At 71.8% G+C, this 13,198-nt stretch carries 11 protein-coding genes; 8 read left to right on the top strand and 3 right to left on the bottom strand.

The annotated features are described in order from the left end of the window. The first annotated feature begins 75 nt into the window (after positions 1-75). Positions 76-423: a WXG100 family type VII secretion target gene (locus OG764_RS11000; RefSeq protein ID WP_328968243.1), complete on the top strand. Its 348-nt coding sequence runs from the start codon at positions 76-78 to the stop codon at positions 421-423. A gap of 80 nt (positions 424-503) precedes the next feature. Then, entirely contained in the window at positions 504-794 is a 291-nt protein-coding gene (locus tag OG764_RS10995) for a WXG100 family type VII secretion target (RefSeq protein ID WP_328968242.1), read from the top strand. Positions 795-952: 158 nt separating this feature from the next. Here OG764_RS10995 and OG764_RS10990 read toward each other — a convergent pair whose 3' ends face one another. Both OG764_RS10990 and eccCa read right to left on the bottom strand, forming a co-directional pair. After that, complete coding sequence (locus OG764_RS10990) at positions 953-1,186, bottom strand: DUF397 domain-containing protein (protein ID WP_328968241.1); 234 nt, start codon at positions 1,184-1,186, stop codon at positions 953-955. 70 nt (positions 1,187-1,256) lie between these two features. Continuing rightward, on the bottom strand, positions 1,257-5,258 hold the full coding sequence (gene eccCa, locus OG764_RS10985; RefSeq protein WP_328968240.1) for a type VII secretion protein EccCa: 4,002 nt from the start codon (positions 5,256-5,258) through the stop codon (positions 1,257-1,259). Positions 5,259-5,432: 174 nt separating this feature from the next. On the opposite strand from eccCa, the gene eccD reads away from it, so the two are divergent. The 6 genes from eccD to OG764_RS10955 all read left to right on the top strand — a co-directional run bounded on the left by eccD (position 5,433) and on the right by OG764_RS10955 (position 12,506). Then, positions 5,433-6,890, top strand: a complete 1,458-nt coding sequence (eccD, locus tag OG764_RS10980) for a type VII secretion integral membrane protein EccD (protein WP_328968239.1) — start codon at positions 5,433-5,435, stop codon at positions 6,888-6,890. A gap of 172 nt (positions 6,891-7,062) precedes the next feature. Continuing rightward, positions 7,063-7,350: a 30S ribosomal protein S15 gene (rpsO, locus tag OG764_RS10975; protein WP_328968238.1), complete on the top strand. Its 288-nt coding sequence runs from the start codon at positions 7,063-7,065 to the stop codon at positions 7,348-7,350. A gap of 300 nt (positions 7,351-7,650) precedes the next feature. Beyond that, the gene (locus OG764_RS10970) at positions 7,651-9,873 is read left to right on the top strand and encodes a polyribonucleotide nucleotidyltransferase (RefSeq protein ID WP_328972945.1); all 2,223 of its coding nucleotides are present in this window, start codon (positions 7,651-7,653) and stop codon (positions 9,871-9,873) included. Beyond that, positions 9,870-11,249, top strand: coding sequence for a M16 family metallopeptidase (locus OG764_RS10965; protein ID WP_328968237.1), 1,380 nt, complete (start codon positions 9,870-9,872; stop codon positions 11,247-11,249). Before OG764_RS10970 ends, OG764_RS10965 begins: the two co-directional genes overlap by 4 nt. Before the next feature lie 28 nt (positions 11,250-11,277). Next, complete coding sequence (gene dapB, locus OG764_RS10960) at positions 11,278-12,030, top strand: 4-hydroxy-tetrahydrodipicolinate reductase (protein ID WP_328968236.1); 753 nt, start codon at positions 11,278-11,280, stop codon at positions 12,028-12,030. Positions 12,031-12,047: 17 nt separating this feature from the next. Next, the gene (locus tag OG764_RS10955) at positions 12,048-12,506 is read left to right on the top strand and encodes a hypothetical protein (protein WP_328968235.1); all 459 of its coding nucleotides are present in this window, start codon (positions 12,048-12,050) and stop codon (positions 12,504-12,506) included. Positions 12,507-12,566: 60 nt separating this feature from the next. Here the strand turns inward: OG764_RS10955 and OG764_RS10950 are convergent, their stop codons facing one another. Then, a complete protein-coding gene (locus OG764_RS10950) occupies positions 12,567-13,133 on the bottom strand; it encodes a hypothetical protein (RefSeq protein ID WP_328968234.1) in 567 nt (188 codons plus the stop codon). Between the last annotated feature and the right edge of the window lie 65 nt (positions 13,134-13,198).

Below are 13,198 nucleotides of genomic sequence, written 5' to 3'. Positions count from 1 at the left end.
CTTGCGAGTCCGGTCGTATGAAGTGGCTAGAGTGTCGGGGGACTTCACAAGTGTGATGACGGGAGAGAACCGAGCATGGCGATGAACCTCCAAGTCGATGACGTCAGGAAGCAAAAGCTCGCGGGGGAGATCAACGCGTACCACACGGAGCTCTCCAGCCGGATCAATGCGCTCAACGACGTGGTCGACCGCATCCAGGCGGGCTGGAAGGGCGCGGCGAGCCAGGAGTACGACCAGCTGCAGCGCGGCGTGAACCAGCACCTCGCGAAGATCAAGAGCAAGCTCATCGAGCTGGAGGAAGCCATGCGCCTGAGCGTCAAGGGCTTCAACGCCGAGGAGCAGCAGCGCATCGCCGACATCCGCCGGGTCGGCGCGAGTGGCGAAGAGGGCGGCGGCAACACCAGCTCCATCCTCACCATGTGACCACCGCGCACATGTGACCACCGCAGTCAGGTGACCACCGCACCCCACAGCCGCTCGACGAACCACGGGAGAAGACCGACATGTCCCTTGCAGTCAACTACGACACCGTCGCGACCGCGTCCGGTGACGTGCGCCGCACCGCCCAGAAGCTCAGCCAGGAACTCGACCAGCTGATGGCGCAGGTCAAGGAGGTCGCCGGGACCTGGGAGGGCGAGGCGAAGACCGCGTACATGGACATCCAGCAGACCGTCTCCACCGAGATGGCCGGCATGAACGCCAAGCTCGGCGACATCGCCAACCTGCTCGACAGCTCCCTGGCCGGCTACCAGGACACCGACAAGGGCAACGCCGCCCGCTTCCGGATGGTCTGAGCAGCCGCACGCACCCTCGCGCACCCGCCCGGGCGCGCACGGCGAAGGGCCCGGTACGCACACCGCGTACCGGGCCCTCGCGCATGCCGCCACAACGGACGGGAGGAGCCGATCGGACCGGGCCGGACCCGCTCGGGGCGTGCCCGGCCCGGGCAGGCTCAGGTCAGGTCGAACTCGCCGTCCCGCGCCCCGAGCACGAAGGCGGTCCACTCCGCCTCCGTGTACCGCAGCACCGTGTCCGGGTCCAGCGACGACCGCATCGCCACGGCCCCGCCCGGCAGGTGCGCGATCTCCACGCGCTCCTCGTGTTCCTCCGTGCCGGGCGCGCTGAGCCACTCGGCTCCGGAGATGTCGAGGGCGTACAGCTCGTCCTTTTCGCGTGCGTCAGCCATCAGCGCGATTTCCCTTCGGCGGTGCGGTGGGGCGGTACGAACAGCCTAGTCACGCATGGTACTTCCCCGCCTACTGCTCGGGCAGCCAACCGAGCTGGACCAGCGGATTGCCCCGCTTGCGCGAGACGAACACACCCCGGCCCGGCGGCATCGGACGGGCCCGCACACTGCCCAGGATGTCGCCCTCGTTGCGGTCGCCCGACAGCACGACGCCCTGCGCGCCCAGCTCCTTCACCCGCTGCACGAACGGCTCGTACGCGGCCCTCGACGCGCCCGCCGAGCTGCGCGCCACGATGAACCGGATGCCCACGTCCCGCGCGTACGGCAGGTTCTCCACCAGCCCCGCCATCGGGTTGCCCGAGCCCGCCGCCACCAGCTCGTAGTCGTCGACGATCACGAACAGCTGCGGACCCGTCCACCAGCTGCGGTCCCGCAGCTGCTGCGGGGTGACGTCCGCCTTCGGGGCCCGCCGCGCCATCACCGTGGCCACCGCGTCCATGTGCATCTCCATCGCCGCGGCCGTCGGCGCGTACTCCAGCAGGTGCGAGGGCGCCACCGCCTCCAGCATCGTGCGCCGGTAGTCGCCGACCACGATCCGCGCCTGGTCCGGCGTGTACCGCTCGGCCAGCTGCTTCGCGATCAGCCGCAGCAGCGCCGTCTTGCCCGACTCGCTCTCGCCGAACACCAGGAAGAACGGATCCGTCTCGAAGTCGACGAACACCGGCTCCAGATTCGTCTCGTCGATCCCGATCGCGATCCCGTGCTGCGGGTACTCGAAGCCCTTCGGCAGCCCGTCCGCGGGCAGCCTGCGCGGCAGCAGCCGCACCGCCGGAGCCCCCGGACCCGCCCAGTTCCCGCGTACGGACTCCACGAACGCGGCCGTGGCCTGCGCCAGGTCGTCCGCGCCCGGCCGGGCGTCGGTGCGCGGCAGCGCCGCCATGAAGTGCAGCCGCTCCGGGACCTGGCCGCGGCCCGGCGCGCCCTGCGGCACGTTCGCCGCGACCTTCCGGTCGAACTCCGAGTCCATGACGTCGCCGAGGCGCAGCTCCAGCCGGCCCAGGATCTGGTCCTTCAGCGCCGAACGCACCTCCATGTACCGGGAGGCGGTCAGCACCACGTGGATGCCGTAGCCGAGCCCGCGCGCCGCGATGTCCGCGACCACCGGCTCCAGCTGGTCGTAGTCGGCGCGGAACGCCCCCCAGCCGTCCACCAGCAGGAACACGTCACCGAACACCTCGCCCGGCAGCTCGCCGGCCGCCCGGCGCCGCCGGTAGGTGGCCATCGAGTCGACGCCGTGCGCCCGGAAGAACTCCTCGCGCCGCGACAGCACCCCGGCGACCTCCGCGACCGTACGCCGCACCCGCTCCGGATCCAGCCGCGAGGCCACCCCGCCCACGTGCGGCAGGTCCGCCACCGACGCCAGCCCGCCGCCGCCGAAGTCCAGCCCGTAGAACTGCACCTCGCGCGGCGTGTGGGTGAGCGCGAACGATGACACCAGGGTGCGCAGCAGCGTCGACTTCCCGGACTGCGGGCCGCCCACCACCAGCAGATGGCCCGCCGCCCCCGAGAAGTCCCGGTACAGCACCTCCCGCCGCTGCTCGAACGGCTTGTCGATGAGGCCGAGCGGAACCACCAGGCCGCCGGGCCGGGTGTACCCCTCCGCGTGCAGCCCGCGCTCCGCCGACACCGCCGTCGCCGGCAGCAGCTGGTCCAGCGGCGGCGCCTCGTCCAGCGGCGGCAGCCACACCTGGTGCGCCGGCACCCCCTGGCCCTCCAGCCGCCGCACGATCACGTCGAGGACCGTGTCCGCGAGCGCCTCGTCCTCCCGCCGCGCGGCCGCCGCCAGGTACGCCGGGTCCGGCGCCGCGTACACCACCGGCACCGGCGCCGCCGTGAACAGCACGGGCCGCCGCTCCACCGGGAACTGACCGACCGACAGGTCCGGGCCGCCCGACCGGTACGCACCCGACACGTAGGCCGCCTTGAACCGCGTCATCTCGTCGGTCCCGAACTTCAGGTACCCCGAACCGGGCACCGACGGCAGGTGGTACGCGTCCGGCACCCCGATCGCCGTCCGCGACTCGGACGCCGAGAACGTCCGCAGACCGATCCGGTACGACAGGTACGTGTCCAGGCCGCGCAGCTTGCCCTCCTCCAGGCGCTGCGACGCCAGCAGCAGGTGCACGCCCAGCGACCGGCCGATCCGGCCGATCTGGATGAACATGTCGATGAAGTCCGGCTTCGCCGTGAGCAGTTCGCTGAACTCGTCGATGACCAGCACCAGCGAGGCCAGCGGCTCCAGCGCCGCACCCGCCGCCCGGGCCTTCTCGTAGTCGTGGACGTTCGCGTAGTTGCCCGCCGACCGCAGCAGCTCCTGCCGGCGCTGCAGCTCACCGCGGATCGAGTCGCCCATCCGGTCCACGAGCGTCAGGTCGTCCGCCAGGTTCGTGATGACCGCCGCCACGTGCGGCATCTGCGCCATCCCCGTGAAGGTGGCACCGCCCTTGAAGTCCGCGAGCACGAAGTTCAGCGTCTCCGAGGTGTGCGTCACCGCCAGCCCCAGCACCAGCGTGCGCAGCAGCTCCGACTTGCCGGAACCCGTCGCGCCGACACACAGCCCGTGCGGGCCCATGCCCTCCTGCGCCGCCTCCTTGAGGTCCAGCATCACCGGGGCGCCGTCCTCGCCCACGCCGATCGGCACCCGCAGCCGCTCGCCCGCCGACCGCGGCCGCCAGGTCCGGGCCACGTCGACCGAGCCCGCGTCGCCCAGGTTCAGCAGGTCCGTGAAGTCGAGGTTCGCCAGCAGCGGCTCGTCCTCGTCACCGCCACCCGTGCGCAGCGGTGCCAGCTGCCGCGCCAGCGCCTCCGCCGCCGGCAGCGACAGCGCGTCCGGCACCCCCTCGTACGCCACGCCCGCAGCGGACTCCAGCCGCAGCCGGCCCGGCCGCACCACCACCGACAGGCCGCCGCGCCCCGGACCCTCGCCCGCCAGGAGCGGCCCGGCGTCCGCGTCGCCCGCCGTCACCTCCACGATCGTCACGCCCTGCAGGCCCTCGGCCGCCGCGAACACCGAGTCCGGCGGCACCAGACCGCGCCGCCCGTCCGCGTCCAGTACCACCACCAGGTGCGGCTGGTCCAGCACCGGCTGCACGTCCCGGCTGAACCGCGGACGGCCCTCCAGCCGCGGCGCCAGCAGCCGCTCCAGCTCACCCAGGTCGTCCCCGAACAGCCGCTTCGTACCGGCCCCGTCGAAACCGTCCGGCCGCTGCCCCGGCACCTGCGCGTGCGGCAGCCACTTGACCCAGTCCCACGACGGCGCCGCGCCCGGCGCCGCCACCACGGCCACCACCAGGTCGTCGGGGGAGTGCAGCGTCACCAGCTGCGCCACCAGCGCCCGCGCCGTCGCCCGCGCCGACTCCGCCTCCCCGGACACCCCCAGGTGGTAGAACGCCCGCAGCGAGACCGCCACCGGCAGCCCGTCCACCTGCGCGTGCACCGACACGAACCGCTGCATCGCACCCGCGGCCAGCGGCTCCAGCTCGTCCACCGGCGCCGTCTCCGGCGCCACCAGCGGCGTCGCCAACTGCTGCGCGCCCAGCCCCAGCCGGGCCTGGCCGAAGTCCGCGTCGCCGACCCGCCGCTCCCACACCCGCGAACCCTCGGCCACCACCGACCACAGCTGCTCGGGCGCCGGGTGCAGGTACAACTGCGCGTCCCGCTGCGCCCGCGCCGTCCGCCGCACCCGACGCCGGGTCTGCGCAAGGTACTTGAGGTAGTCCCGCCGAACGTCGGCCATTTGCCCCTGTGTACCGCGCCGGTGGCGCACCACCTGGGCCACCACCATCGCCGCGGTGGCCACCAGCATGAGCACGCCCATGATGCGCATGAACGCCTGCGGCGAGATGAAGAAGAACACGACCGACGAACCCATGCCGAGCATCGGCAGGAGCTGCATCAGCACGCCCTCCTGCTGCCCGCGCGGCAGCTCCGGAGGCGACTCCAGCAGCACGTCGTCCGACGGGACTTCGGGCGGCAGGGACCGCGGCGGACGCTTGACGACGATCTGGCTCACCGGAGCATCAATCCCTCGAAGACGGACGGGACGGCCGGGCCGGCGCCCCCGCGCCGGCGGTCTCCCCTCCGCGCGCTGGAGATCCTACTGGCCACCCGCACCACACTCGCCCGGTAGGGTGACGCGCGCATCAGCCGCACACCGTGCGCAACCGCGAACGAGGGGACAGAACAGGTGAGTACGGCCGCAGCGACCGGATTCTGCAGGGTCACCGTCGTGGCACCGGACAGCCGCATCGACGTCGCCCTCCCCGAGGACATCGCCGTCGCCGACGTCTACCCGGAACTCCTGCGCCTCACCGGCCAGACCCAGCCGCCCGGCACCCCCACCGGCTACCACCTGGTCCGCCGCGACGGCCGCGTCCTCGACGGCGCCCGCACCCTCGCCGCCCAGCAGGTACTCGACGGCGAAGTGCTGAGCCTGCGCCCCTTCGCCGAGTCCCTGCCCCCGGCCGTCTTCGACGACGTCTCCGACGCGGTCGCCGCCGCCGTCGTCCGCGACCGGCACCGCTGGAGCGACGACATGCTGCGCGCCGCCGGCCTCGCGGGCGCCGCCGTCCTCCTCGTCCTCCTCGGCTTCGTCCTCTGGTACGCCGACCCCGTGCGCCACGACATGCACGGGCTGCCCGGCGTCATCGCCGGAGCCGCCGGCGTCCTCCTCACCGCGTACGCCGCCGTCCGCGCCCGCGTCTACCGCGACCGCGGCTCCGCCGTCGCCCTGGGCCTGGGCGCGCTCCCGCACCTGCTGATCGCCGGTTCGGGGATCGTCGCCCCCACCGCCGGCTCCGGACCGGGCCGCCTGCAGTTCCTGCTCGGCTGCCTGTGCGTGCTGACCGCGGCCGTCGCCCTGACCGCCCTCACCCCCAGCGGGGACGCGCCCTTCGTCGCCGCCACCTTCCTGGCCGCCGCCGGCGCCCTCGCCACCTTCCTGGCGATCGTCACCGAGGCCTCCGCCACCGCGGCCGCCGCCGTCTGCGCCCCCGCCGCCATCGGCCTCGTCGCCTTCCTCCCGGGCCTGTCCGCACGCTTCGCCCGGCTGCCCATCGGCTACACCGCGCCGCACGGCGCCACCGAGAGCTACGAGGCCGCCGAGGCCGCGGGCCGCCGCGACCCCGACACCACCGAGGCCGCCGCCCCCGTCGACGCCGAGCGGATCGCCGCCCAGGCCCGCCGCGGCCACGAGATGCTCCTCGGCCTGGTCGGCGGCTGCAGCGCCGTCGTCGTCGGCTCCGCCGCCGTCCTCGGCTTCTCCGGCAACACCTGGGGCCGCCTCCTCGCCCTCGCCGCCGGCCTGGCCATGCTGCTGCGCGCCCGCCTCTTCCGCTACACCTCCCAGGTCGTCTGCGCCCTCGCCGCGGGCCTCGCCGCCGTCGCCCTGCTGATCCTCGGCCTGGCCCTCGCCCACCACGGCACCGCCGCCGGCCCGGACACCCGTACGATCTGGCTCTCCGCGGCCGTCGCCCTCGGCGCCGCCCTGCTCACGGGAATCGCCCTGGTCATCCCGCGCAAGGGTCTGTCACCCTTCTGGGGGCGCCTCCTCGACCTGACCGAGGCCGCCGTCCTGCTCAGCCTCGTCCCGCTCTGCCTCGCCGTACTCGACGTCTACGCGGCCGCCCGCTCGCTCACCAGCTGAGACACGCCGGTCCGCACGCCTGGTACGCTGTGTGACGGCCGTTTGTGTACGCGCTCCCGGATTCTTCTGAGAGCTGCGCTCAGCGGACCCCGCCTCCCGAGTAACGGAAGATCCCCGGAGATTGAGACCTGGGGCACTCGGTGGCTCTTACAGACATCACAGAGGAGTACGCGTGCCGCTCGACGCCGCTACGAAGAAGCAGATCATGGCCGACTTTGGTACCAAGGAGGGCGACACCGGCTCCCCCGAGGTCCAGGTCGCGATGCTCTCCCGCCGGATCTCGGACCTGACCGAGCACCTCAAGGCCCACAAGCACGACCACCACTCCCGTCGTGGTCTGCTCATCCTGGTCGGCCAGCGCCGCCGCCTTCTGCAGTACCTCGCCAAGAAGGACATCGCGCGCTTCCGCGTCCTGGTCGAGCGCCTCGGCATCCGCCGCGGTGCCGCGGGCGCCAAGTAAAGACGCTGTGAAGGGAGCGGACCCCACTCTGAGGGGGCCGCTCCCTTTGCTGTACGTGCGGGACGCACCGGACGCTTTGTAGTCTGGTAGACGCGAGCGTTTCGACGCCGCCGCACAACTGAAGAGGAGAAGCGCACTCCCTACGCCGCCGGTCCTCGGTAGTGGCACCCGGAAAGCCCGACGGGCCCTGCACCGGGTGCTTCGATCGAAGACCGGCCCGCACGCAAGGAGCGCTTCTCCAGAAACCGTCCGCCGCCACACGGGCAGCGGACGGAGACGACGAAAATGGAGAGAACGCTAGTGGAGAACGAGACCCACTACGCCGAGGCCGTCATTGACAACGGTTCCTTCGGCACCCGCACCATCCGCTTCGAGACGGGCCGTCTGGCCCGCCAGGCCGCCGGCTCCGCCGTTGCCTACCTGGACGACGACACGATGGTGCTTTCCGCCACCACCGCGTCGAAGAAGCCCAAGGACCAGCTCGACTTCTTCCCCCTGACGGTGGACGTCGAGGAGCGGATGTACGCGGCCGGCAAGATCCCCGGCTCCTTCTTCCGCCGGGAGGGCCGCCCCTCCGAGGACGCGATCCTCACCTGCCGCCTGATCGACCGCCCGCTGCGCCCGTCCTTCAAGAAGGGCCTGCGCAACGAGATCCAGGTCGTCGCCACGATCATGGCGCTCAACCCCGACCACCTGTACGACGTCGTCGCGATCAACGCCGCGTCCGCGTCCACCCAGCTGGCCGGCCTGCCCTTCTCCGGCCCGATCGGCGGCGTCCGCGTCGCGCTGATCCGCGGCCAGTGGGTCGCCTTCCCGACGCACACCGAGCTCGAGGACGCCGTCTTCGACATGGTCGTCGCGGGCCGTGCGCTCGAAGACGGCGACGTCGCGATCATGATGGTCGAGGCCGAGGCCACCGAGAAGACCATCGCCCTCGTCAAGGGCGGCGCCGAGGCGCCGACCGAGGAGATCGTCGCCGCGGGCCTCGAGGCCGCGAAGCCGTTCATCAAGGTCCTCTGCAAGGCCCAGTCGGACCTCGCCGCCAAGGCCGCCAAGCCCGAGGGCGAGTTCCCGGTCTTCCTGGACTACCAGGACGACGTGTACGAGGCCCTCGCGGCCGCCGTCAAGGGCGACCTCTCCCAGGCGCTGACCATCGCGGGCAAGCAGGACCGCGAGGCCGAGCTGGACCGCGTCAAGGAGATCGCCGCCGAGAAGCTCCTCCCGGCCTTCGAGGGCCGCGAGAAGGAGATCTCCGCCGCCTACCGCAGCCTGACCAAGGCCCTGGTGCGCGAGCGCGTCATCAAGGACAAGGTCCGCATCGACGGCCGCGGGATCACGGACATCCGTACCCTCGCCGCCGAGGTCGAGGCCATCCCGCGCGTGCACGGCTCGGCGCTCTTCGAGCGTGGCGAGACCCAGATCCTGGGCGTCACCACCCTCAACATGCTCCGCATGGAGCAGCAGCTGGACACCCTTTCCCCGGTGACCCGCAAGCGCTACATGCACAACTACAACTTCCCGCCGTACTCGGTCGGCGAGACCGGCCGCGTCGGTTCCCCCAAGCGCCGCGAGATCGGCCACGGCGCGCTCGCCGAGCGCGCGATCGTGCCGGTCCTGCCGACGCGCGAGGAGTTCCCCTACGCGATCCGCCAGGTGTCCGAGGCCCTCGGCTCCAACGGTTCGACCTCCATGGGCTCCGTCTGCGCCTCCACCATGTCGCTGCTGAACGCCGGTGTGCCCCTCAAGGCCCCCGTCGCCGGCATCGCCATGGGCCTGATCTCCCAGGAGATCGACGGCCAGACGCACTACGTCGCCCTCACCGACATCCTCGGTGCGGAGGACGCCTTCGGCGACATGGACTTCAAGGTCGCCGGCACCAAGGAGTTCGTCACCGCGCTCCAGCTGGACACCAAGCTCGACGGCATCCCGGCCTCGGTCCTGGCCGCCGCCCTCAAGCAGGCCCGCGACGCCCGCCTCCACATCCTCGACGTGATGATGGAAGCGATCGACACGCCGGACGAGATGTCCCCCAACGCCCCGCGGATCATCACCGTCAAGATCCCCGTGGACAAGATCGGTGAGGTCATCGGCCCCAAGGGCAAGATGATCAACCAGATCCAGGAGGACACCGGCGCCGAGATCACGATCGAGGACGACGGCACCATCTACATCGGTGCCTCCGACGGCCCGGCCGCCGAGGCCGCCCGCGCCACGATCAACCAGATCGCCAACCCGACCATGCCGGAGGTCGGCGAGCGCTACCTGGGTACGGTCGTCAAGACCACCACCTTCGGTGCCTTCGTCTCCCTCATGCCGGGCAAGGACGGCCTCCTGCACATCTCGCAGATCCGCAAGCTCGCCGGTGGCAAGCGCGTGGAGAACGTCGAGGACGTGCTCGCGGTCGGCACCAAGGTCCAGGTCGAGATCGCCGAGATCGACCAGCGCGGCAAGCTCTCCCTGATCCCCGTGATCGACGGCGAGGCCGCCGGCGACGACGCTGACAAGGACGACTCCGACAAGTGATGTCGCGTAGTTCCCGTGTGACGGCCCGCCCCTCTTCGGAGGGGCGGGCCGTCGCCCGTACCCAAACCCTCCTCCCGGGCCGTGACGGCATCGGCACGGTCCGTCGTACGACCCTTCCGGGCGGCCTGCGCATCGTCACCGAGACGCTGCCCTCCGTCCGCTCCGCCACCTTCGGCATCTGGGCGCACGTCGGGTCCCGCGACGAGACGCCCACGCTCAACGGCGCCACGCACTACCTGGAGCACCTCCTCTTCAAGGGCACCAAGAAGCGGTCCGCGCTCGACATCTCCTCCGCGATCGACGCGGTCGGCGGCGAGATGAACGCCTTCACCGCGAAGGAGTACACGTGCTACTACGCACGCGTGCTCGACACGGACCTGCCGCTGGCCATCGACGTGGTCTGCGACATGCTCACCGGCTCGCTGATCCTCGAATCCGACGTCGACGCAGAGCGCGGCGTCATCCTCGAAGAGATCGCGATGACCGAGGACGACCCGGGCGACATGGTCCACGACCTGTTCGCGCACACCATGCTCGGCGACACCCCGCTGGGCCGCCCCGTCCTCGGCTCCGTCGAGACGATCAACGCGCTCGGCCGCGACCAGATCGCCCGCTTCTACAAGAAGCACTACGACCCCACCCACCTGGTCGTCGCCGCCGCCGGCAACGTCGACCACGCCAAGGTCGTCCGCCAGGTCCGCGCCGCGTTCGAGAAGGCCGGCGCGCTCACCCGCACCGACGCCGTCCCGGTCGCCCCGCGCGGCGGGCAGCGCACCCTGCGCACCGCCGGCCGCGTCGAGCTCCTCGGCCGCAAGACCGAGCAGGCCCACGTGGTCCTCGGCATGCCCGGCCTGGCCCGCACCGACGAGCGCCGCTGGGCCCTGGGCGTGCTGAACACCGCCCTCGGCGGCGGCATGTCCTCGCGGCTCTTCCAGGAGGTCCGCGAGAAGCGCGGCCTGGCCTACAGCGTGTACTCGTACACCTCCGGCTTCGCCGACTGCGGCCTCTTCGGCGTGTACGCGGGCTGCCGCCCCAGCCAGGTCCACGACGTGCTCCGGATCTGCCGCGACGAGCTCGACAAGGTCGCCTCGGACGGGCTCACCGACGAGGAGATCAGCCGTGCCATCGGCCAGCTCTCCGGCTCCACCGTCCTCGGCCTCGAGGACACCGGCGCCCTGATGAACCGCATCGGCAAGAGCGAGCTGTGCTGGGGCACCCAGATGTCGGTCGACGACATGCTGACCAGCATCGCCGCGGTGACCCCGGACGACGTCCGCGCCGTCGCACAGGATGTACTGGCACAGCGCCCCTCGCTCTCGGTCATCGGCCCGCTCAAGGAGAAGCAGGCCGCACGACTGGACGAAGCGGTCGCCTAGTTCCGTACGCACGTAAGGAAGCGAAGACATGAGCAAGCTGCGCGTGGCCGTCCTCGGCGCCCAGGGCCGGATCGGCTCCGAGGCCGTCCGGGCCGTCGAGGCCGCCGAGGACATGGAACTGGTCGCGGCGCTCAGCCGCGGCGACAAGCTGGAGACGCTGGTGGAGACCGGCGCCCAGGTCGCCGTCGAGCTGACCACCCCGGCCTCCGTGATGGGCAACCTCGACTTCTGCGTCCGCCACGGCATCCACGCCGTCGTCGGTACCACCGGCTGGACCGAGGACCGCCTCGCGCAGCTCACCACCTGGCTCTCCGGCTCCCCGGAGACCGGTGTGCTCATCGCCCCGAACTTCTCCATCGGGGCCGTCCTCACCATGAAGTTCGCGGCCCAGGCCGCGCGCTACTTCGAGTCGGTCGAGGTCGTCGAGCTGCACCACCCGAACAAGGTGGACGCCCCCTCCGGCACCGCCACCCGCACCGCCCAGCTCATCGCCGAGGCACGGACGAAGGCAGGCTGCGCCCCGCAGCCCGACGCCACGGCCACCGCCCTCGACGGAGCCCGCGGGGCGAACGTGGACGGCGTCCCGGTGCACGCGATCCGCCTGCGGGGCCTGCTGGCCCACCAGGAGGTGCTGCTCGGCGGCGAGGGCGAGACCCTGACGATCCGCCACGACTCCCTGCACCACAGCAGCTTCATGCCGGGCATCCTGCTCGGCGCGCGCCAAGTGGTGCGGACCCCGGGCCTCACCTTCGGCCTGGAAAACTTCCTCGACCTCGGCTGAACAGCAGGCAGCAACACATGCGCGCGAAGATCACCTACTTCATCACGGCAGCCGTCCTGGTCGTCTACTTCGTCCTGGTCGGCAGCCGCGGCCTGATGCTGATCCGGCACGGCACCTGGCTCACCGTCACCTTCGGTGTGGCCGTGCTGATCCTGCCGGTCGTCGGCATCTGGTTCCTGTGGCAGAACACCCGCTTCGTCAACCGGGCCAACCGGCTGGCCACCGAGCTGGAGGCGGAGGGCGGGCTGCCCGTCGACGAACTCGACCGGGACCAGTACGGCCGCATCGTCCGGGACTCCGCGGACGAGGTCTTCGCCCGCCGCAAGGCCGAGACCGAGGACGCCCCGAACGACTGGCGCACCTGGTTCCGGCTCGCCGTGGCCTACCACGACGCCCGGGACACCCCCAGGGCCCGCAAGGCCATGCAGCGCGCCATCGCCCTGCACACCCATGCGGGCCGGCCCGCACGGGGCTGACCTGTACGGGCCGTTCACCGACGCGCAGAAGCCCGCGGCACGAGCCGCGGGCTTCGCCGTTCAGCCTGCCTGTGCCGCCGGCCGGTACTCGGCCGCCCACGCCGCCACGAGGTCGGCGGCCCGGTCGAAGGCCTCCGTGCGCGACAGGAAGTCCGCGTTGTGATCGGTGAGCAGCAGCACCCGCTGCTGCTCGGCGCCGCGCGCCGCCAGCGTCAGGGCCTGGCCCTGCACGGTCCGCGGCAGTCCCAGCCAGCGCACCGGCTGCTGGCTGGTGCGCACCTCGGCGACCTCGCTCCAGGCGTGGGTACGGGTGGACAGGAACGCGACCCGGCGCAGCCCCCGCGGGCTCACCCACGTCCCCATGCGCAGCAGGCGCAGGGCGGCCGCGATGACCGCGGCGGAGGCGGCCAGGCAGAGCCCGGCGCCGACGAGTTCGCCCGCCATGGCGATGATCATGACGGCCAGGAGCATGAACGAGGCCAGGAGCAGGAGCAGCGCCGCAGCCCCGACCCGCCAGGGTCCGGGCCGGTACGGGCGGCGCCAGCGCTCGTGGTCGTGGAAGGGAAGCGCGGAGTCGTCATCTTGCGCGTCGAATGCGCTGTCCGCCGTCAGGAAGGGCAGGGGCACGGCTGATCCTCACTCACATGCACATTCGGTCTGGCTGTGCCAGGTGAGGCTATCCAGCCCGGTCC

Origin of the sequence: Streptomyces sp. NBC_00239, assembly GCF_036194065.1 — a bacterium.
In the GTDB taxonomy this organism is placed as follows: domain Bacteria; phylum Actinomycetota; class Actinomycetes; order Streptomycetales; family Streptomycetaceae; genus Streptomyces.
This window is presented reverse-complemented; position numbering and strand designations above follow the sequence as displayed.

Coding starts and splice junctions, on each gene's coding strand:
- OG764_RS11000 (WP_328968243.1), top strand. CDS start 76: ATGGCGATGAACCTCCAAGTCGATGACGTCAGGAAGCAAAAGCTCGCG.
- OG764_RS10990 (WP_328968241.1), bottom strand. CDS start 1,186: ATGGCTGACGCACGCGAAAAGGACGAGCTGTACGCCCTCGACATCTCC.
- dapB (WP_328968236.1), top strand. CDS start 11,278: ATGAGCAAGCTGCGCGTGGCCGTCCTCGGCGCCCAGGGCCGGATCGGC.
- OG764_RS10995 (WP_328968242.1), top strand. CDS start 504: ATGTCCCTTGCAGTCAACTACGACACCGTCGCGACCGCGTCCGGTGAC.
- OG764_RS10955 (WP_328968235.1), top strand. CDS start 12,048: ATGCGCGCGAAGATCACCTACTTCATCACGGCAGCCGTCCTGGTCGTC.